The 20,991-nt window shown below is 34.4% G+C and carries 21 protein-coding genes and 1 pseudogene; 15 read left to right on the top strand and 7 right to left on the bottom strand.

What is annotated here, in order from left to right; genetic code table 11:
- Positions 1 to 532 precede the first annotated feature (532 nt).
- The 11 genes and pseudogenes from ACFCYJ_RS26220 (at position 533) to ACFCYJ_RS26170 (ending at position 9,931) form a co-directional block, all read left to right on the top strand.
- Positions 533 to 745, top strand: coding sequence for a hypothetical protein (locus ACFCYJ_RS26220; protein ID WP_376078766.1), 213 nt, complete (start codon positions 533 to 535; stop codon positions 743 to 745).
- A 150-nt stretch (positions 746 to 895) separates the two neighbouring features.
- Positions 896 to 1,084: a hypothetical protein gene (locus ACFCYJ_RS26215; RefSeq protein ID WP_376078764.1), complete on the top strand. Its 189-nt coding sequence runs from the start codon at positions 896 to 898 to the stop codon at positions 1,082 to 1,084.
- A gap of 559 nt (positions 1,085 to 1,643) precedes the next feature.
- Positions 1,644 to 1,940, top strand: a pseudogene (locus ACFCYJ_RS26210) (cytochrome C biogenesis protein); the annotation flags it as partial.
- Between the two features lie 759 nt (positions 1,941 to 2,699).
- Positions 2,700 to 2,933 carry a hypothetical protein gene (locus ACFCYJ_RS26205; protein WP_376078762.1) on the top strand — a complete coding sequence of 78 codons (234 nt, stop codon included), beginning with the start codon at positions 2,700 to 2,702 and terminating at the stop codon, positions 2,931 to 2,933.
- A 105-nt stretch (positions 2,934 to 3,038) separates the two neighbouring features.
- Positions 3,039 to 3,152 (top strand): phage terminase small subunit-related protein, encoded by a 114-nt coding sequence (locus ACFCYJ_RS26200; RefSeq protein WP_376078760.1) that lies wholly within the window; start codon positions 3,039 to 3,041, stop codon positions 3,150 to 3,152.
- A 534-nt stretch (positions 3,153 to 3,686) separates the two neighbouring features.
- Positions 3,687 to 4,112, top strand: a complete 426-nt coding sequence (locus ACFCYJ_RS26195; RefSeq protein WP_134024032.1) for an acyl-CoA thioesterase — start codon at positions 3,687 to 3,689, stop codon at positions 4,110 to 4,112.
- Between the two features lie 11 nt (positions 4,113 to 4,123).
- On the top strand, positions 4,124 to 4,498 hold the full coding sequence (locus ACFCYJ_RS26190; protein WP_376078757.1) for a DUF423 domain-containing protein: 375 nt from the start codon (positions 4,124 to 4,126) through the stop codon (positions 4,496 to 4,498).
- Positions 4,499 to 4,703: 205 nt separating this feature from the next.
- A complete protein-coding gene (locus tag ACFCYJ_RS26185; RefSeq protein ID WP_376078756.1) occupies positions 4,704 to 6,020 on the top strand; it encodes an SPFH domain-containing protein in 1,317 nt (438 codons plus the stop codon).
- 14 nt (positions 6,021 to 6,034) lie between these two features.
- Positions 6,035 to 7,138: a TFIIB-type zinc ribbon-containing protein gene (locus tag ACFCYJ_RS26180; RefSeq protein ID WP_376078768.1), complete on the top strand. Its 1,104-nt coding sequence runs from the start codon at positions 6,035 to 6,037 to the stop codon at positions 7,136 to 7,138.
- A gap of 693 nt (positions 7,139 to 7,831) precedes the next feature.
- The gene (locus ACFCYJ_RS26175) at positions 7,832 to 9,037 is read left to right on the top strand and encodes an EAL domain-containing protein (RefSeq protein ID WP_376078755.1); all 1,206 of its coding nucleotides are present in this window, start codon (positions 7,832 to 7,834) and stop codon (positions 9,035 to 9,037) included.
- A gap of 279 nt (positions 9,038 to 9,316) precedes the next feature.
- A complete protein-coding gene (locus ACFCYJ_RS26170; protein ID WP_376078753.1) occupies positions 9,317 to 9,931 on the top strand; it encodes a hypothetical protein in 615 nt (204 codons plus the stop codon).
- A 313-nt stretch (positions 9,932 to 10,244) separates the two neighbouring features.
- Here the strand turns inward: ACFCYJ_RS26170 and ACFCYJ_RS26165 are convergent, their stop codons facing one another.
- The 4 genes from ACFCYJ_RS26165 to ACFCYJ_RS26150 all read right to left on the bottom strand — a co-directional run bounded on the left by ACFCYJ_RS26165 (position 10,245) and on the right by ACFCYJ_RS26150 (position 13,280).
- The gene (locus ACFCYJ_RS26165) at positions 10,245 to 10,544 is read right to left on the bottom strand and encodes a hypothetical protein (RefSeq protein WP_376078751.1); all 300 of its coding nucleotides are present in this window, start codon (positions 10,542 to 10,544) and stop codon (positions 10,245 to 10,247) included.
- Positions 10,545 to 11,338: 794 nt separating this feature from the next.
- The gene (locus ACFCYJ_RS26160; RefSeq protein WP_376078749.1) at positions 11,339 to 11,671 is read right to left on the bottom strand and encodes a hypothetical protein; all 333 of its coding nucleotides are present in this window, start codon (positions 11,669 to 11,671) and stop codon (positions 11,339 to 11,341) included.
- 125 nt (positions 11,672 to 11,796) lie between these two features.
- Complete coding sequence (locus ACFCYJ_RS26155; protein ID WP_376078747.1) at positions 11,797 to 12,186, bottom strand: hypothetical protein; 390 nt, start codon at positions 12,184 to 12,186, stop codon at positions 11,797 to 11,799.
- Between the two features lie 5 nt (positions 12,187 to 12,191).
- Positions 12,192 to 13,280 (bottom strand): hypothetical protein, encoded by a 1,089-nt coding sequence (locus ACFCYJ_RS26150; protein WP_376078746.1) that lies wholly within the window; start codon positions 13,278 to 13,280, stop codon positions 12,192 to 12,194.
- Between the two features lie 528 nt (positions 13,281 to 13,808).
- Here ACFCYJ_RS26150 and ACFCYJ_RS26145 point away from each other — a divergent pair.
- From ACFCYJ_RS26145 to ACFCYJ_RS26135, 3 genes are all read left to right on the top strand, one after another.
- Complete coding sequence (locus ACFCYJ_RS26145; protein WP_376078744.1) at positions 13,809 to 14,501, top strand: SDR family oxidoreductase; 693 nt, start codon at positions 13,809 to 13,811, stop codon at positions 14,499 to 14,501.
- Between the two features lie 297 nt (positions 14,502 to 14,798).
- Complete coding sequence (locus tag ACFCYJ_RS26140; RefSeq protein WP_376078742.1) at positions 14,799 to 16,307, top strand: serine hydrolase domain-containing protein; 1,509 nt, start codon at positions 14,799 to 14,801, stop codon at positions 16,305 to 16,307.
- Between the two features lie 196 nt (positions 16,308 to 16,503).
- Positions 16,504 to 16,896: a RidA family protein gene (locus tag ACFCYJ_RS26135; protein ID WP_376078740.1), complete on the top strand. Its 393-nt coding sequence runs from the start codon at positions 16,504 to 16,506 to the stop codon at positions 16,894 to 16,896.
- A 242-nt stretch (positions 16,897 to 17,138) separates the two neighbouring features.
- Here ACFCYJ_RS26135 and ACFCYJ_RS26130 read toward each other — a convergent pair whose 3' ends face one another.
- Together ACFCYJ_RS26130 and ACFCYJ_RS26125 are read right to left on the bottom strand one after the other, a co-directional pair.
- Positions 17,139 to 18,191, bottom strand: a complete 1,053-nt coding sequence (locus ACFCYJ_RS26130) for a DUF418 domain-containing protein (RefSeq protein WP_376078739.1) — start codon at positions 18,189 to 18,191, stop codon at positions 17,139 to 17,141.
- A 93-nt stretch (positions 18,192 to 18,284) separates the two neighbouring features.
- Positions 18,285 to 19,229 (bottom strand): helix-turn-helix transcriptional regulator, encoded by a 945-nt coding sequence (locus ACFCYJ_RS26125; RefSeq protein WP_376078737.1) that lies wholly within the window; start codon positions 19,227 to 19,229, stop codon positions 18,285 to 18,287.
- Between the two features lie 101 nt (positions 19,230 to 19,330).
- Between ACFCYJ_RS26125 and ACFCYJ_RS26120 the strand changes: the two genes are divergently transcribed.
- Positions 19,331 to 19,861 (top strand): dihydrofolate reductase family protein, encoded by a 531-nt coding sequence (locus tag ACFCYJ_RS26120; protein ID WP_376078735.1) that lies wholly within the window; start codon positions 19,331 to 19,333, stop codon positions 19,859 to 19,861.
- 116 nt (positions 19,862 to 19,977) lie between these two features.
- Here ACFCYJ_RS26120 and ACFCYJ_RS26115 read toward each other — a convergent pair whose 3' ends face one another.
- Positions 19,978 to 20,970, bottom strand: coding sequence for a serine hydrolase domain-containing protein (locus ACFCYJ_RS26115; RefSeq protein ID WP_376078733.1), 993 nt, complete (start codon positions 20,968 to 20,970; stop codon positions 19,978 to 19,980).
- Between the last annotated feature and the right edge of the window lie 21 nt (positions 20,971 to 20,991).

The following is a 20,991-nucleotide window of genomic DNA, read 5'->3' as shown; positions in this document are numbered from 1 at the left end:
TACTGAAGTGTCAAAGGCATGAAGTGGTTGACCGTATTCCATTAAAATGTAGTTCGTTACTTTATTAAGTTAATAAAAATGATGAGAAAATATATGCATCAGCCAATCTGCACGCCTTTCAAATGCAGTTATTTACTATTAAAATATAAGTTTAAATAAAAAGCCTTATTTATATAAGACTATATTTTTTAGTAAAAGTGTGTGCAATGATGAATGTTTGATTTTATACATTTCCTATTTTAAGAAAATATTACTGAACAATAAGAAGAAATATGGTGTTAGTGATGAACGAACAAGAACTTGAAAATTTCATAGAAAAATAGGATAAAAACATTTGTTTAATTTACTGAACATACAGGCGTAAGTGCCGAAGCGTTTAAAGATAATTTAAGAACAATCGCTATAACTGTAGAGCAATATCCAGTATTAAGTCACACTCTTAATGAGTCGTGGCTTTTTATTATGTATCAAAATTCTATTACACAATTATCTATTTCCAGTCTATGATTAATCTAGAAGGTGGCGGTAAAAGGTGCGTAGTAATTTAGAACAGATTAATATAAATTTTTGTGAACAAAACGGAGATGTAATTATGACGTATGACATCAACGATTCTTTATCAGCTTTGATTCCGAACGTTGGTGATGTAGTTAATATTGATGATAATTACAGGGCCGTGAGTGAAAGAGCTTTTACTTACAGTCCAAGAAGTATCTTAGTGACAATCTATTTAGAAGAATTATAATCAGGATTTTCAAAGGCACACTCATTATGAGTAGTGGTTTTTCATTACGTTTCATATTTTCAGTAGTTACATATAATTCCATGCGCATTATGATTAGTGTAGAGCGCGGTGAAATAGATGAGTGTGAAAAACAAAGCAAAATATTCTAATATGGTTACAGTAATAGCTATGTTAGTCTCAACTTTCTTTTTTATAAAGATTGTCCTAAGAGAAGGAATTGAACAAGTTCATTATTTAACAACAACATTATATGTAGTAGCTGTCGTAGTGTCGATTATAAGCTTTGTAGTACATTGGAAAACTAAACAGGTCATTAAGAGAAATGAAGGTCGCGCCTAACAAGGTGTGGCTTTTTGTTTTGCTTTGAGAACTGGATCACATAGCCGTAATTATATGTGATGTGGGGGCAAAGTTTGTTGTGGTTTTGAGAGTGAAAATTGTTCAGCAGAAGCTTGTAAACATTTGTTCAAATAGAAAAACAACCAAAGATTGGCTGTTTTCTCGGTGTTTAAACTAAAAGATTCCATATGTATTTAATTCCATCCCATAAAGCTAAGGCTAAGAGTACTGCTAGAATTCCTTTAAAAATATCTTTCATTTAGGCACCTCCATTGAATTGGTTATTTATGTATTTACGAAAGAGAGTTATAAAAGTTTCATTATGAGTAAAAGAAAAAGCCGCAGCGTTTGCAGTCGCTACAGCTCGAATTGGTTTATGACCTTCTATTTAGACTAGTCAGATATGTAATTATATCATATAGGAGACATAGGAGAGCAAAACTATGTTAAAAGAGAAAACACTACAAAATAGCTGGAGGTATTAGTTTTCGATTTTTAAGGGTTTGTTCGGAATAGTTATGTATAATTTAGAAGAATGCAAAAATTATAGAGATGTCAAATGGATATAGAATTTGTAAAGATTGAAGTCTTATTGCCAGAAGAATACATTGAACAATTAAGGAATGAGCTAAATAAACTAGGGGTTTTAACAGTCGGTAATTATGATCATGTTGTTTCTTATACAGTTACAAAAGGGTATCGGAGGCCACTAGAAAAAGCTGTACCTTATGATGGGAAAATAGGAGAAATTTCATTTGGAACTGAATGTAAGATGGAATTTAAATGTCAATATTCAATAATTAAAGAAGTGAAAAATGTTATAAATCTTATTCATCCTTATGAGGAGGAGCTGCTAGGTGAAGCCATTAAGAAAGTAAACAATGTAGCGAGTGTCGCTCAAAAAAGACAATATTTAAAGCCATACTTCACTGATGAAATGATTAATTTAATTATTATTGGGAACTTACGCTTTACGGATATGTCCAAACAAAGAGGTGGTTATTCTTATCCAAATGAAACGAATATGAAAATCACTATCAGTCAAGGGGTACCTGGAAAGAATGGATTTTTGGGACAAGATGTTTTACTTATAAAAAGAAATAATCAATGGGTAGTGAGTTCTATTAAAGAACAATTTTATGAATTTAAGCTTTCATCTTAGGATGAAGGCTTTTTCTCTTGCTTTGAAAACAGCATCAAACAGCCAAAATGCTTTGTGATAAGATGGCAAAGTTTGCTGTGGTTTTGAGAGCGAAAAGTTTTCACCTTCTGGTTTATGATTGGGTTGGAGGTGTAAGTGATGAAAGTGGAAGTTTTAAGAGATTCTAATGTCAAAACTCTCGATTAATAATTTCTTATTGAATCATAAAGCCATCGTTGATATAAAAATATCTTTTGATGGTCATAATGTGATTGCTTTAATTATGAAGAAATAATTGATCTACTAACACCCTGATAGTATTAAGGTGTTTTTATTTTTCTCTCAAAAGTGAGCATCGAACAGAGTTTCCTTCCATTCGATTTGTTGGTACTTGCCTTTTGAGAGTGAAATAATTATGTCAAAATATTATTACATAATTTACATAACTTAGATTATTATAGAAAGGAAATGGAGGTGGGACTGATGCAGAACTTTGTAACTGTTACTATAGTTGATAATAAAGGTCAAAGTGCTGTTTCTAATACTACTCAAGTAGATATAGAACATGTAAAATTAATGTTAACTTCTGAGTATGTAACTTTAGTAGGTATGACTATAAAGAAGGAAGCTGTAGATGTAGATGGTCGTGGTAATGTAACTTTCTATGGTACACAAATGAATCGTAATGGCGACTTCTTAACTCGATAATCAATTAAGCTATACCTAATACTAGGTGTAGCTTTTTTGTTTTCTAAGCAACTAGCATAATGGGGTGATTACAAAACAAATGATGGAGGTGGTGGTGTATGAGATTTGGCTAGATCAAGGAATCCGAAACGTGATGAAGCGTTTCAAATGTGGCTTGAAAGCAAAGGGCAAATGCTTTTAAAGGATAGTGCTGAACAATTAGAATTATCCGATTCGTAAATCGGAAAATGGAAGAACCAAGATAAGTGGGATGACCATTTGAAAGGTAACGTTACTAAACGAACACGAGGTGCTCCAGTAGGCAACAGAAACGCTAAGGGGCATGGTGCACCAGTACAAGTGCTGCGCTAAAAATTAGTTTTTTCTTCATTTGTAAGTAATCTCCTTTATATGTATATGTTCTATTAAATCGTATCAATAATGGCAAGTATTGTAAGTGTAAACTAAGTATAGATATTAATAAAAAATCACTCATCTGAAAATAATGAGTGATTTTTTGATTAGGTATTAATAATATTGCACCTGCTCAATGCTTTTATATTTTATGTTTAAAATAACCAGTACCCCAGAAAGTACTCCAATTAAAAGATTTTATACGAGTTTATATGGAATATAAATAAACATATAATAAATTTGTTTTTAGTAATCATCACACTTGTTCGAGCCATTAATTTTCACCTCACAAAAATCAAAAAAACAAAAACCCCGCCAAATCAATATTTTTACGCTATAATGTAGAACGAGGTGAAGAAAATGTTTGTAAGTGAGAAACAAATTGAAATTCGATATGCTGAGACCGACCAAATGGGCGTGGTGTATCATGCGAACTACATCATTTGGATGGAGATAGGCCGTTCTCAGTTAGTCAATGATGCAGGATTTGAGTATGCGGAGTTAGAAAAAGATGGTTATGTATCACCAGTGATGGATTTATCCATTTCTTATAAGGCAGCTATGCATTATGGCCAAGTGGCAACGGTACGTACATGGGTGGAAAAGCACGATCGTCTACGTACAACATATGGCTATGAAATTTTACATGAAGATGGCACGATTGCAGCGACTGCTCAGTCCGTACATATTCTTGCGCAAAAAGATACGTTACGTCCGGTATCCTTAAGTAAAATTGATCCGGCATGGGATGCGAAATACAAAGAAATTGCATGTGAGACGAAATAGGAGAAACATATATGGAACTATTATTAGCGATAGGTGCAATTATGGCTTGTCTTGGTGTCGTACTAGGCGCTTTTGGAGCACATGCGCTAAAAGATAAATTTGCGTCACCGCACTACGCAGCCATTTGGGAAACTGCGGTGCAATATCATATGTACCATGCATTAGGTTTACTAGGGCTTGGTATTTTATCGAGTGATGCCCTTTTAGGAGCTTCTAGCATGCTTTCTTGGGCAGGCTATTTAATGTTAGCTGGTATTGTGTTTTTCTCTGGCAGTTTATATGTATTAGCTGTTACAGGTGTGAAAAAGCTTGGGGCGATTACCCCAATCGGTGGTATGTTATTTATCATTGCCTGGGTGCTTGTGGCTATTTCCGCATTTTCTTAAGAAACGCTAAGATCCACTGAAAAAGTGATAGTAGCAGTTATTAGTACTTAAAACGAGAGAGGTAGTTCCTATGGAGCTGCCTCTTTTTTTAAAGAAGTTGAAAAAATATGAAACAAATTGTTCTTTTTATGCGTACTACATAATGATTAGATTATTTTAAGTGATAAAATAAGTCTTAAGTATATAGTTGAAGGTGGGAATAAATATGGGTTTATTAAAAGCAGGGATTGGCGCATTAGCAGGTGTTTTAGAAGATCAATGGCGTGAATATTTCTATTGTGAATCACTGTCAGCAGATATTCTTGTGGCAAAGGGTGTTAAACGTACTTCTAAACGAGGGTCCAATAAAGGTAATGACAATATTATTAGTAATGGCTCTATTATTGCTATAAATGAAGGACAATGTATGATGATTGTCGAGCAAGGGAAAGTAGTAGAGTTCTCTGCGGAGTCTGGGGAGTATGTTTATGATACATCAACAGAGCCTTCGATTATGTATGGCAATGATTTGTCTGAAGGCATTATGGAAACATTCAAGCAGATTGGTAAACGCTTCACATTTGGAGGAGAACCTGCAAAGGATCAGCGTGTGTACTATTTTAATAAAAAAGAAATCGTAGGCAATAAATATGGGACACCAGCACCAGTTCCTTTCCGCGTTATCGACCGTAATATCGGCTTAGATATTGATATTGCTATTCGTTGTCATGGGGAATATTCATATAAAATTGTCGATCCATTATTATTCTATACGAATGTTTGCGGAAACGTAGAGCGTGAATTTACAAGAGATACTATCGATAGCCAATTAAAAACGGAGCTGATGACTGCGTTGCAGCCGGCTTTCGCACATATTTCAGCAAGCGGGGTTCGCTATAGCGAAATTCCGGCGCATACTGTTGCTCTAGCAGATGCCCTTAATAAAGTGTTATCAGAGAAATGGCTAGCAACACGTGGTTTAGCAGTTGTATCCTTTGGCATTAGTTCTTTAAAAGCATCTGAAGAAGATGAAGCAATGATTAAACAATTACAACGAAATGCAGTAATGCGTGATCCAGGTATGGCTGCGGCTCATTTAACGGGTGCTCAGGCGGAAGCAATGATTGCAGCATCCAAAAATGATGGTGGAGCAATGGCAGGATTTATGGGCATGAACATGGCTACACAAGCAGGCGGTGTTAATGCAGGACAGCTTTACCAAATGAATGAGCAAAATAAACAGGTAGCCCAGCAACAACAATCAGCGACGAACCCAGGTGCATGGAAATGTGCATGTGGCAACGAAAACACTGGTAAATTCTGTTCAAATTGTGGGACCTCAAAACCTGCAGAAGAAGGATGGACTTGTACATGTGGTACTGTCAACAAAGGTAAATTCTGTAGTGAATGTGGTGCTAAAAAACCTTCTGGAGCATTACAATACGTTTGCGATAAATGTGGATGGCAGCCAGAAGACCCTGCGAACCCACCAAAGTTCTGTCCGGAGTGTGGCGATGTCTTTGATGAAAATGATGTTAAGTAAGGAGATGACTAATGATGCCAACGCAAGATGCTGAAAATTTAAAACAAGTAAAGCTTGATTTTGACGCTGAGTGTCCATCATGTAGTGCATCTATTGAATTTAACCCAGCAACGGGAAAGCTAACGTGTCCATATTGTGGCTATGAGACTGAAATTGCAGCCCCGGAGAAGCGAGAAGAAAAAGTTGCCCAGGAAATGGATTTTGCAAAGGCTGAAGAACGTGGGAATTTTAACTGGGGTGTTGAGAAAAAAACAGTTATTTGTAAATCCTGTGCGGCAGAAACAATTTACGATGCGTTACAGGTAGCCGATAGTTGCCCATATTGTGGTTCCAATCAGGTTATGGAGGCTAGTGCTAAAAATACACTAGCACCGAATGGGGTATGCGCGTTTGAAATAACAGATAAGCAAGCAGGAGAGAACTTCCAAAGTTGGATTAAGGGAAAATGGTTTACACCGAGGGCAGCAAAAGATAGTGCTAAGCCGGATTCATTTAAAGGCGTTTATCTTCCATATTGGACTTTTGATACTAAAACAAGTTCAAGGTATTCCGCAAGATACGGTAGACATCGAACAGTTACAGATAAAGAGGGCAATACTCGAACTGAAACGGATTGGTATTCCACAAGCGGTTTTTATCAGGAATTTATTGATGATCATTTAATCAGTGCGACAGCCCGTTATGATCGCAATATGATGCGAAAAGTAGAACCCTTTAATTTACTCAACAATAAAGCCTATAAACCAGAATATGTATCAGGCTTTTTATCAGAGCGCTACAGTATTGGTTTACAGGACGGATGGAGTCAAGCGAAGCGAGAAATTTCAAATCATCTGGATGCACAAATTACTTCCAAAATACGTTGGGAACATCATGCGGATGTAGTATCCGGTTTACATTTCTCAACAACACATGATGATATTACATATAAATATCTAATGTTACCAATTTGGCTTTCTTCATTCCGCTACAAAGAAAAGGTTTATCGATTTATGGTGAATGGACAGACAGGTCGAGTAGGTGGAGATGCCCCGATTTCACCACTACGTGTAACATTTGCAGTCATTCTAGCATTAATTACGATTGCGATTATTTGGTATTTCTTTATGTCAGAATAGTGATGAGCAGTATTCCTGTAGGGTATAATCCATACGTTGGAATACTGCTTTTTAACTTCTTTCATGCAATTATGCCAAGGCATAATTGATCTAACTAATAGGGAATGCATCAGCACAAAAAATAAATGGGTGAACGGCTGAATAATGATAGGAAATAGGATGAAAACCTCTAGTTATCACGGCTTCCACTTCCGATTGTTGCATAAGTTATAATAGAAAGAAATTCTGAGGGGATTTTTGTACTGTACTACATGAAAAAAGCGAATTCATGTGTTAGAGTGACGCTAAAAAAAATATATGTACGTAAGAACCTATTTTATGGGAAAGTCGTTATGAATGATGAATTGTCAGAAACATGCACTTAAACCTAAGCACATGTTTTAGTGTACGAATGTGTTATGAAAAAGAAATGTTTTTTCGTCTTAGTTATGGTACTTTTTATGACCTTTATTGCAAGAAGTGATGAGCAGAAGGCGTGTGGAAAAAATTATTAAACGCTAATCCGTTTGATGAATACATCATTTTGGTGGAGTTAGTTAAATTCCGAAACAATTTATTCCATAAAATGACGCCATGTGAAGTTGCCAATTTACTTTAAACAAATTATTATACAGTCAGAGAGCTTTTTTTTCATGAAATGAGCTGTGAATGTAATGTTATTCTTGGATAACATCATGTATGGAGGTTTCGACAATGGATGCAATTGAAGTGTTAACAAATTTAGATCAAATACATGGGTATTTTCAACCGATATTTAGCGCGGATGCGCATACGGTGATTGCCTACGAAATTTCCGGACAGTTACAAATTGAGGGTCAACAAATTAATTTAAAAGACTTTGTGAATAACGAAGATATTCCAGAAGAATATCGTATCGATATGGAACATAAAATTTTACACGCTGCATTAGCCAAAGTAGAAGAAATCGGACAGGATATTGATATTTATATTCCAAGTAACCCGAACTTACTGATGCAGGATTTCGGTGAAAGTCATTTTAATATTATTCAACAATATATTAGCGAAGAAGATTTACATCGTATTGTATTAGTTGTTTCTGAGCATCGTTTTTTAGGTGACATTCATAAGTTGCACCATGCAGTACGTTACTTTACAACTTTCGGTGTCAAAATTGCGATTCAGGAAGTAGGAGCGGAGAGTCATTTAGAGCACATTGCTCTATTATCACCACAAATCTTAAAGGTCAATATACGGGACTTAAATTATGATTCTTGGTCTGCACAAACAGATATGATATCAGCAATAGGTAGCCTGGCTTATAAAATTGGCGCAAATCTTTTATTTGAAGGAATCGAAACTGTTTATCAATTACAATTTGCCTGGAAGAATGGGGGCCGATTTTATCAGGGCAGATACTTGGCAAATTCTGCATTGACATTCGTAGAGAAGGATATTTTAAAAGAACGTTTTAAAGAGGAGTGCCAGCAATTTATTACCTCTGAAAAGAAAGTTCTGGAGGCGCAATATTTTGAGTTGAAAAAGTTGAGGGAAGAGCTAGAAGCGATCGTCCAACGTGTTAAACCTTCTAGTGACAACATCACACATTTAGAGCATCTAGCGCAGCTGTTGGATAGTTATTCGTTCCGAGTATATATTTGTAATGAAGATGGTTTCCAACTATCGCCAAACGTAATGCGAATAGATGGTCAGTGGGAATTGCAGCCAAGAGCGATCAATAAAAACTGGAGTTGGCGTCCATACTTTCTACAAACAATCATTAAAATGCGCAACGATCAAAGCGGAGAAATTTCAGAGCTTTATCGAGATATCGAGACAGGGGAAATTACAAGAACATTTTCGATTGCTATTAACGAGCATGAGTATTTGTTCGTCGATCTTTCGTATGATTACCTTTATGAACATAATATATTTAGATAGTGCTACAAATGCTTATATATTGATTTTTAAGGGGTACAAGAATAACTTGTACCCCAAATTTGTGTAAAGATTGAAAGAATTATTATTTTGGCAACTGTGTAACAGCAACATCTTCTGCAATTAAAATACTCATAAAGTGTGTCTTAACATATGGGCAGAAAATCATTACGATGTAACTCTACCAAGGCATGAAAAAGCAAAGGAAAGAGGAAAAGATAAAAATTGATATAGTAAATTCCCATACGTTTATGTATATTTATGGAGGAGGGAGTTTGAACAATGAAAAAATTACTTTTAGTACCACTAACATTGCTACTAGTTATTTTGCTAGTAGCATGTAGCCAGGATAAAGAAAGCGATAGTGGTAAGAAAACCGATAATGCTGATAAAACAACAGAGGAAACATCATTAAAAGTCGATAAAGGACTTTTAAACGTTGAAGTTACAATACCAGCTTCGTTTTTGGAAGGTCAGGACATCGACACAGCGATTACTGAAGCAAAAGAAGAAGGGGTTAAAGAAGTCATTAAAAATAGTGACGGCTCTGTAACATACAAAATGCCTAAATCAGTGCATAAAAAAATGTTGAAAGAGCTGGAAGAAAGTGTTTTAAAAACGGTAGATGAAATTAAAACTAGTGATGATTTTTCTTCTATAAAAGATGTAACTTATAACAAGTCATTTACGGAGTTTACACTAACTGTAAATAAAGAACAGTTTGAAAACAGTTTTGATGCTATGTCATCAATGGGACTTGCTATAGTGGGTATGTATTATCAACTTTTCAGTGGAATGGATCCGGAGAAGTTTAAAGTTACAGTAATTTTTAAAGATGAAGCAAATGGAGATGTAATTAACAAAGTTGTTTATCCTGATGATTTGAATGATAAATAAACTGGAGAATACTTAGTTTGGAATGATGATCCTCTTTAAATAGGGCATATAAAATGACTATATAATTCTAGTCAATTACATGTCCTTTTTGAAGGGGATATTTTTATAAGTTACGCAAAATTTGAGTAAAAAGAATTTTAGTAGCTAAATAAAAAATAAACTAAAATGTCAATCTGTGTTGGGGAAGCCACTGAAAAAGTCGATTTATACCAAAATTTTCGGTACAAATCGACTTTTAATACTTAATATAATTGAAAAACTCAATTGGTTACTATATCCAGTGGTCTAAAGTGGATTGAGAAGGTTTGTGTTATTATTGTTCTTTTCCCTGAATTTCTTCATTGAAAAAGTGGATACCTGTATGTCCTCCACCTTCAGCAACCATTTCGTTTGAAGCTATTTTTGTTGGAGATGTTCCAGCTCGTGTCGCAGCTTGAGCAGTTATCCGCTCGGATATGTTTTTGTCCATTTCCACAGTATTAAAATAGGATCCTAATTTAGATTTTGCACTATCGAGCAAACTTAATGCTTTATCACGGTTTTCTTTTTTTCTTAAATAAGATGCTATTAAAGCTAACCCTGCAATTACAACACCTGTTCTTCGTTTCGCCATTATTAATCCCTCCCCAAAATATTGAATCTGGCTCTATATTTTTTCTTTTCCCTATTTTGAAAGGACTAAACATAATTCTATATACAATTCAGCATATGTATATTGAGAACGCATCTCTCCATCATTAAAAAACGTAAATCTGAATTTTCTTAGATAAGTACGGAGAACAAGAAGTATTCCAAAACAGGGGAGAATAAAGGAATTTGCATGTACTCATTATAAAATAGAAGCAAAAAAAAGCGAATTTAAGAATAGAGTACAACAGCCATATTCGACGTGAATTTGAAACGAATCATTACACTTTTAGAAGAAAAAGATAGTAAAGGAGAATAGAACAAGACCAATTTTTGTTCAATTTCATGAGCAAAAATTGGTCTTTTTGTTTTTTTGCATTAAAAACGGGATGTTTTTCAGTACCTCGTAATATACAGACAGCACCTTTAAAAGACAATATTAAAAAGTTTTCCCATAATTGATCTTCTGATTTAAGATCTGTGTTGTCATTACATTCTACTTGGATTAAATTGAAGAATCAAAAAAGGATAATGATATTCTGAAATTTACTAATGATGCACCAAAAGCAGCAGTAAATGACTACCTCACTGACATCCTCTGAAATATAGGAACTCAGTCTAAGAACGCCATGTACTGAGGCAATTTAACTGTGCGAAAGCGAAGCGACAGCAACAACACGACTGAGTGACCAACATCACGTTGGCCAAAGCCTCCGCGGATGTCACGGAAATCGTAAAGGAGTTCGCAAATGATGTTAGCCTAAAAACATTTGATATTAATTATTTTAAAGGAATTCCAAGTCCTAAGGTTGAAGCGATAGATACAATAGAGCTAATAACACCTACTATAGTACTTAATTTTTCTAATGGTTTTTTAGCTTTCTCTTTATCTCCATTTTTTATATAAGTTTCAAGGAGTTCAAAATGAGCTTCTGCAATTTCTCTTTGATCATCCGATAGGTGTTGAATTTCTTCGTGAAGTTGTTGTAAAGCATTGATAATGTCACTTGGAGGGCTAGCTATCCCTTGACTGAGTGTACCATTGTTTTCAATAGTTATATTACCTTTGTTTTCTCCAAAAGTTAGACCACCATATTTACTAGATTCACCCATGTAACCATCTCCTAGTATAATAGTAACTTTCCCAAGTTTTGATACTTTATCTAATACTTGATCAGAATTTTCTTTTGCTAGAATATCTATAATTTCTCTTAAACTCTCAGGTTTATTGTGTTTACTTAACCCGACATTTTCCTTTTTATTATTAATTTTTTTTTTGAAAAACTTTGTCTGAAATCCTCACTTAATTCAATGATTGGAATAGCGTTTAAAGGATCAAAACAATTTTCTGTACCACAATATTTGCAAGTAATGGAATCAATATTTTCAAGTTCGGATTTACTAGTAGTCAAAATACTTCTACTACATTCCTCACATTGAAATTCTAATTTTATAACGAGTGCTTCTTGTTTTTCTAGTTCAGATAATTGATCAATAACTAATCCAAGAGGTAAGTTAGTTATTTTTGCAATATAACTATGGTAAAATTTTCCGATTTTACTGATAGCGATTGCCTCAAGTGCATTATCTATTTTTTGAGAAATTTCCCATGGCTTTAAATTGCTCAATACTTTTACCTCGCAGAATAAATTTGGTAAATCAATTTTTCTCTAATATAATCCAATACAGGTTCGGACGCAAATACATTGAACTTAAATGTCTTTGTATTTACACCGATTCGAACAGAATATTCTTGTTTCACGCCATCAACACTATGTTCAAATAGTATAGATCCTTTTTGTTTGGAAAGATAAGGTTCTAAATAATTGTATAAGGGTAAACCTCTTAGTTCTCTAATACTACCTAATCCTATCGTTTCAAGACCACTTAAAAGTAACAAAGTAAAAGGTGTTGTTTCTAAAATACCAGTTATATGTTCGCAATTTAAATTTTGCTCTAGAACTGATAATTCACCATTAGTATAGTATTCATCAATTGCAGAAAGTATACTCACAATGGATTGACCCTGCGTTTCTTCAAATGTATTGACTAATCCTGCTGGTCTTCCTGTAGCATCAATCAGCCTTCCTTGAAGGGAATCCGCTAAAGTCGCAAGATTTCCACCATAATTACCCAATAAATCATACTGTTTGAATTCGTATTCTTCATCGACTATTTTAGTTAACCAAGCAATTATTTTTTTGGCAACAGCTGAACTTGCTCGTACTTCAATTATTCCCTTAACTTCATCAATGTAAACTGTTGTAATTTCATGTTTAATGTATTCTCTGCGGTTTGCTAAAAAGTAATCAACATTAACACCAGTTCTATGAATAAATCGTAAATAATATATTTGTGAACCTTCGATTTCAGCAGCAGCAATAATGGTAGGATCAATAGGAACATTTTCGCTATTTGGTGTAACCACTGTTTCGAAAGGGTTAAATGGCATTTTATTAATAATACTTTGTTTAAATCCTGTGAAATCAGTTTTATTTGTCGATTGGAACCAGGCTAAAGAAACTGCTCCAGAGAAAATATTATTGCTGATTATTTTAAGAACATCGCCTTCAATATGCTCAAAAACATCCCATACTCTACTAGCTAATTCATTTACATTGCCGTTGGATTCTAAAGTCAATTTATTACAAATCTCTTTAAGTAGAGTTTTGCTTAATCTATGCAAGTCTTGGGGGAAAATTAAAGATTTAATAGTGTTCATTTAACACCCTCCAGAATTATATTCTGTGTTCGATGAAAGTATGCCTTTTGATTAATAAATATAATAGTATATGCATCGAAAACCCAAAAAATGACAAAATAATGTTGGTTGACAAGAAAAGTTGGACATATATGGACCATGATTGATAAAGTTCAGGAGGGAACTATCAAAAAGTGAAAGTGGTTTTATAAAACGTCAATTCAGTAGTAAACCTAAAATTAAAAATCACTCATTAAAAATGGAGTGACTTGACTTAGGGGACAAAGGAGAAGATTGTTCTCAAATGTACCCCAATTGATTTACCTGTAAGCTATTGAATGAGCTATGACTTTCTAGCATTTTAGGAGTGTTACCTTATTTTTACTTTTGCGGGTATTGAGGATATTGGGCGTTATATGAGTAACTTAGATGTGTAACAGTACCTATTACGGCTTCTCGATAAGGCGTGGTGAGGATACAGTGTCATGTTCTTCTTATTGATAGAAACTCGTATTTTGGTATAATTATGTACGAGAGAGGATGATCAGTATGAGTAAAAATATCGTTGTTATAACAGGGGCAGGCAGTGGTTTAGGTGCAGCACTTGCTAAAAAATATTCGTCTTTAGGCTATCACATTTGTTTACTTGGTAGAACAAAATCAAAGCTTGAGAATACGGCTAAAACTTTAACTAATGGCTATTCTATTTATGAGGTGGATGTTTCTTCAAAACAAATGGTTACTCAAATCATTCATTCTATACAAGATGATTTTGGATCCATTCCATTACTAATTAATAATGCGGGTGTTGGTTATTTTGATTATGCTGAAAACTTGAGTGAGGATTCAGTTCATCAAATGATTGATATTAATTTAAAAGGAACAATTTTTTGTTCACAAGCAGTACTAAAAGGTATGAAAGAACGTAATGAAGGAACAATTGTTAATATTGTTTCTACAGCTGGATTAGATGGAAAAGTAACTGAATCTGTTTATTGTGCTAGTAAATTTGGTGTGCGAGGATTTACCGAGAGTCTAGCATTAGAATTAAGCGAAACAGCTATTAATGTATGTGCTGTATACATGGGTGGTATGAGAACAGAATTTTGGGACGGGATATTTACTGAGGAAAAAACGAAAACATTAATGGATCCTAATGACATCGCGGATATTATCTTGAATAATATTAAACCAAGAAAATCGTTAGCTGTAACTGAGGTTGTCATTAAAAATAAACGATAACAACACAGTTTTTTCTTCTTTTTAGCAACAAGTTGAAGAAAGAAAATATTTAAATCCTAATGGATATCATAAAAAAGATCAGTTCTTATTTTTTAGAATGAGAATCTGATCTTTTTATGTCTATTTTAGATTTCAAGTCTATAAAGATTTAAAAAGCACTGTACGTTACAAAACTGTCATGTTCTGATGTTTTTAGTCATGTGAAACGATAGTTGTGGTCCAAATTGCTTGGTATAGTTAACGATGCTGTTAAGAAAGTTCATAACCTTGTACCAGCAATGAGTGCTTAAAGGAGAAATGAAAATGAAATCACTAGTAAAAATCTATATGTCTATAATTGTTATGATTGTGGCCTTGTATAGTTTAATGCCAACAATAGTAAACGCAGATGCAAATGAAAAAACTCAAAAGATTGATCAATTTGTTCAAGAGCAAAAGGCGATTAGTAAAATTCCAGGGATATCGATAGTAATTGTAGAAAAGGGGAAAACGGTTTATGAAAAAGGCTTTGGATATGCCGATGTTCAGTCAAAAACACCAGTTACCTCTAATACATTATTTGAACTAGGATCTACATCGAAAGCATTTACAGGATTAGCCATTCTACAATTGGAAAGGGAAGGCTTACTAAAACGTTCTGATGATGTCCGGAAGTATATCCCATGGTTAAAGTTAAAATATAATGGGAAGCTTCACTCAATTACTATTAATCAGTTACTGTATCATACAAGTGGAATAGCTACTAACACAATATCTAATATCCCAAAAAGCAACGAACCGAATGCTCTTGAGTTGACGGTGAAAAAATTGCTTGATCAGCCATTAAATAGACAACCAGGTAGCTCATTTGAATACGCAACAATCAATTATGATGTTTTGGGACTTGTTATTGAAAAGGTTTCAAAACAACCCTTTGATACGTATATCAAACAGCAAATATTAAAGCCAATCTCTATGAATGATACATTTGTTGGACTTCATCAAGTTAAATCAAATGAGATGGCCTCAGGATATAAAATAGGACTGATGAGAGAGCAGGAATATACACCACCAATCTACCGTGGAAATGTACCTGCTGGATATATTATTAGTAACACAAACGATATAGCGAAATGGTTAAAGCTACAGTTAGGAAATAGCCAAATTGATTCGTTTGATCATAAAATTATTCAAGAATCACATATCCCAGATCAATCTGTAGAGCCTTTCGATAAGGACACATACTATGCAAGTGGATGGGGAGTTATGGGAAAAGAAGAACAATATATATCCCATGCTGGTGAAAATCCAACATTCTCATCTTATTTCGTCATGCAGCCCGATGAACAATTAGGAGTAGCCGTATTATCCAATATGAACTCGAGCTATACAACTGTGATAGGGCAAGGTGTGATAGATTTGTGGGAAGGGAAAACGGTAAATACTATTCATACTGACATCTTTCAGAATTTGGATAAAATTATTTCACTTATATGTGTTATTGTTGTAGGCTTGGGGATGTTTTTAAGTATTCTATTGCTTACAACCTTAAGGGAAATTGTTAAAAAACAACGAATTAGAGTATCTTTAAATATAAAAAGAACTTTTTTATTAATCTTTCATTCTTTAAGTGTTGCAATAATTTTTGCACTTATCATTATGTTCCCGAAACTATTACCAGAGAGATCGAATTGGGAGTTTATTATAGTATGGGGTCCAACCTCAATCACTGTGTTATTTTATAGTGTTATAGTGTCAGCTGTGATTTATTGTTTATTGGGATTAGTGAAGATATTCACCAAAAAGGAAAAAGAAATAAAAATGTAGAGATTTGATTATTTTATGAAAAACATGGTAATATGAAAATAACTTTAGGTGAAGGGGGAGAATCCAAATGAAAAAAAGATCAATACGTTTTTTAAGTATGGGTATCGGATTCTCAACAGCTGTTTTTTTCTAAAATGGAGTTTTTAGGGGCGAGTCTGCCCTTTTTTAGAAAAATAAAAACCTAAAGGAGATTAACATGAATACTAAAATAACACGCAAAAATCCAATCCAAGTACCTAGCCCTGTTGGCAATTACAGCCATCTTACAATAATTCCTAAGGATGCAACAATGTATGCATTATCTGGACAGATTGGAGTAGGAGCTAGCGGTGAATTGCCATCTTCTCAAACAGAGCAGGTTAAGAATACATTAAAAAATATTCAATTAATATTAGAAGCAGAGGGACTTAACTCAGATAATGTGGTGAAGGCCAATATTTGGGCAACAGAAGAAATAGATTGGGATGACTTCTATCAACAATGGGAAATGATGTTTGGAAATCCATATCCATCTATGACGATTGCTTATATTACTGCTTTAGGACTTCCTGAGATTAAATTAGAAATTGATATTTGGGCTGCTAAATAAGCAGAGTACCGACAAGATCTTGAATGATTTTGTCGGTTTTTTTATATGAAGTAAATTTTGGGGTAAATGATATGAAAAAAGGTCACTTATCCTAAGCGGAAAGTGACCAAAGAAAGATTTAATAATGGGGGTGTGTTTCTTGCCCAAGGAATGAGCAAGTTGGAAGCGAATTAGGTACATTACTATGTTATGAAGTAAAAAAGATTTCTGTTAGGTCTTTGTCATAACAGTACCTGTTTTTATTACTGGCGCTCCTTAGAATTAGTTGAAGTTTTTAGCAAAGAAGGTACTGTCCAATAAGTACCCATGCGCCAGAACCACTCAAATGGACCAAATTTAAAGAATTTTAACCAAATCTTACTAAATAGTAATTGGAAAATGTAAATGCCTATGCAAATCCAAAGAGATTGGACGAGACGGATATTCTCTATAAGATGAAAGGCGTTGCCGATTATTAAGATTAGCGCCGTTTGTCCTAAATAGTTTGTTAATGCCATGCGGCCGTAGTCCTTTAATGGTGAAAGCAAGACCTGGAAAATAGGAAGTTGCAGTAAAAGCATTAATAATCCTACATAAAATGCCGAAACAAATGGGCTAAATTGAAGCCCGATTAGTGGAAATTGTTCAACGTTTGTCACGTGTTTTGCATATTCATCTTCTGTAATATTGTTAAAGTCCACCATTGCGTCAGGGACATAATGCCATTGATGCAGCAATCCCCCTATGCTAATAAAGAACATAATAACTGTAAAGATACATATGCTTTTACGATTGTCATGGATCTTTTCAAAAATTCGATACTGACCAGCAGCTAATCCCAGTAAAATTAGCGGAAACGGCATCACAATTTTTATGCCAAAATAAGCGGTTACCGCTAATAATATAAGCCCTATAGTCAGGTTTATTTCTTTACGAACTTTGTAAAATGGTAACGCGATTAGCCCAAATATGGCATAGATGGTTAATGCTTCTCCAGGTTGGAAATAAAAGTGTACAAGTCCGATTAACAATAAAATAATGATTCTTCTAATAAATAATCGGTAGGCATTTTCATTTTTAGCCATTGCACGGGAAATGAAAATATAAAAGCCTACACCAAATAAAAATGAAAAAATGGTAAAAAACTTACCTTCCACAAAAAGTGTTAAAAACCTATCATATGCAATATCTACAGATGTGTCTGGTAGATTAATCAACATTAATCCTGGAATATTGACTAAAATAATTCCTAATAAAGCAAATCCTCTTAAATAGTCTAATGTATCAATTCGTTTGTTTAATTCAATTGGTTGCATTTTTCCTCACTCCTCATCACAAAGTATAAAGAGGCTGTCCGTAAAGTAGTAACGATGAATGTTACGCCAATCTTACAAAATCGTCATATAACATTAATCATTTTCTGGATACATAGATAAAATGTCTTTTGCCTGCTGTCGTAAAATATCGACTAATTCTTTCGGTTCTACGATTTGTGCATGCATACCAAGTCGATAGAAGAGGGGACTAATAAAATTAAGCTCACCTTTATCTATTATGGAATCAATATAACCGGTGCCGTCTTCTTTTATAACGACAAAATCTTCAAGGTTTGGTTCGCTTTTGCATTGTCGCACACCTTCACTTGATAATAGTACATGTAAACGGATAGGTTGTTTATTTTCATATATGCTACTAAACCACTCCTTCAAATTTAAAAATACCTCTTTGTTTTCTTCACTTTCTACGATGGAAATAATACGATCTACACGAAACAATAATATTTTTTGTTTTATGAAATCAAAGGCAGGCATATACCACAATCCATCATGAGCATAAACACCAATTGGATGAATATGTTTCGTTGTTGTCCCTGATTTGGATTCATAGTGAATATGTAGATTTTTGTTTTCGATGGCTGCCTCTAAAACGGATTTCAATAATGGGGTTTCAATCGCCCGTTTAGGATTCCAAAACGCAATGTAGGATTGAAGTTTATCCACTTTCCGCTTTGCTTCCTCTTGTAGCGAGCTATAAAGCTTTTGAGAAGCGGATTTAATTTCAGTATCAAAAGGTAAATCACGGTAATAAAGAAGTGATTGGAACGCAAAGAAAATCGAAACGGCCTCATCTTCTGTAAATAAAATAGGTGGGAGTAGTCTGCTCGTTAGGACAGTATAGCCACCATTTCGTCCTTGTTCTGCGTAAATAGGCAAGCCCATATCACTTAAATCTAAAATATAACGATGAACCGTGCGAATCGATATATTGAATTCATCTGAAATTTCCTGTGCTGTAAATTTCTTTTTTGCACTCACAAACAGAAGGATATCTAATAGACGTTTTGCTTTTGACATTTTCTCACCTTTTTCATTTAATCATGCCAGTAGTTGTCATGTTTTATGATTAGTATAAATATTGTTCAGGAGTTTTACAAAAGAGAAAAGGAGATGACTTTATGTCACGAGAAATCATTTTATATATTGCGACTAGTTTGGATGGATTTATTGCGAAAGAGAATGATGATTTACAATGGTTAGAAGAAACAGAGGGGGAAGGGGATGCTGGTTATTCCGACATGTATCAATCCATCGATACCATTATTATGGGGAAAAGAACGTACGATTACATTGTAGACCATATTGAATCTTTTCCATATCCCGATAAGAAATGTTATGTATTCACAGCATCACAAAGTGGTAAAAACGAACATGTTGAGTTTGTGAATGAAGATGTTGTAGCGTTTACGAAAAAATTAAGGGAACAGGCAGGTGCGAAAATTTGGATGGTTGGCGGAGCAGGAATTCTCGATGCTTTCATGAAGGAAGAGTTAATAGATGAATTAATTATTACGATTACACCGCATCTTTTAGGCTCTGGAATTCCACTGTATAAGGATCATAATCCATATCAAGATTTGAAGTTAGTCAATACACAACGCTATGGACAAATGGTGCAAATGCATTATAAGGTGAAGAAAGAGGCTTGATGATCAGCCCCAAAGTTGATTTATACTCCGAGTTGTCGGTTTCCGCGGACTTGGCTTCAATCCATAATTCTGTGTATAGGAAAAAGAGGCTTGATCATCAGCCTCTTTTTCCGTTATTAGTAAAGTGAATGGTAAATTTCACCCGTGATTCCCTTCATTTGATGCATACCTGTATCAGTATTGGTCATCATAACAATCCCTTGTTCAAGGTATGGATAGGCGACTAGCATACATTGAAACCCAACACCCCAGCCAAGAGAGGAAAACTCGAGTTTGTCGTCCGTGCCATCTAAAAATACGCCGAGACCTGTCCATTCTTTACATCCCTGTGAGCGGAAAAGTTCTTTTACTTGTTTTGTAGTAATGCCAATTTTACTTTGCCCTTTGACCGCATGTATAATATCCAGTAATAATTTTGTTAAATCGCTGGGCGTAGTCCATATACCACAAGCTGCAAGATAAGGATAAATAGAATAGTTCCCTGGAATTAACGCTCCATTTTGATCATGGCCACACGCAAAATTATCTAACTTTGCTGTTGAAAGAGAGATAGAAAATGTACTGTTCGTCATACGCAGTGGCTTAAATATAAAATTGTCCATGAGATGAGAAAAAGGTTTTTGCGTTATATCTTCTAGTAATAATTGAATAAGACAAAAGCCTGCATCAGAATAGTGAAATTCACTTTCAGGTTCATAAGTCACTTCAATAGTAGTAGGGCAATAAGGAGTTGTACCATTCAATATTTCTACCATAGATGGTATTTCGTTGAAAGATTCTAGTTCCATAAAACTGCCCTTAGGGTCCACAATACCAGATTGATGACATAATAAGTTGCGTAATGTAACTTTTTTATGCTTTGTCAATTGATTGTTAGGAACCTTCCATGAAACTAGTTTTTCATTAACATCTTCATCTAAATCTACAATCCCTTGTTCCACGAATTTCAACACTAAAATGCTTGTTAGAAACTTACTGATCGAGCAAGCATTAAAAATGGTGTGCTCATTAATTTTTTGATCGGCACCTGCTTCTAGAACACCAAAATGATCCTCCTTACTAATTTTGCCCTTTTCGAAAGCTACAGAAACGAAGGAAAGAAGAGTCAAAGTGACGGATAGAAATTAGAG

The organism is Lysinibacillus sp. NPDC056232, from assembly GCF_042267565.1.
In the GTDB taxonomy this organism is placed as follows: Bacteria; Bacillota; Bacilli; order Bacillales_A; family Planococcaceae; genus Lysinibacillus.
Note: the sequence above shows the minus strand (reverse complement) of the source record. Positions and strands in the feature narration are given on the sequence as shown.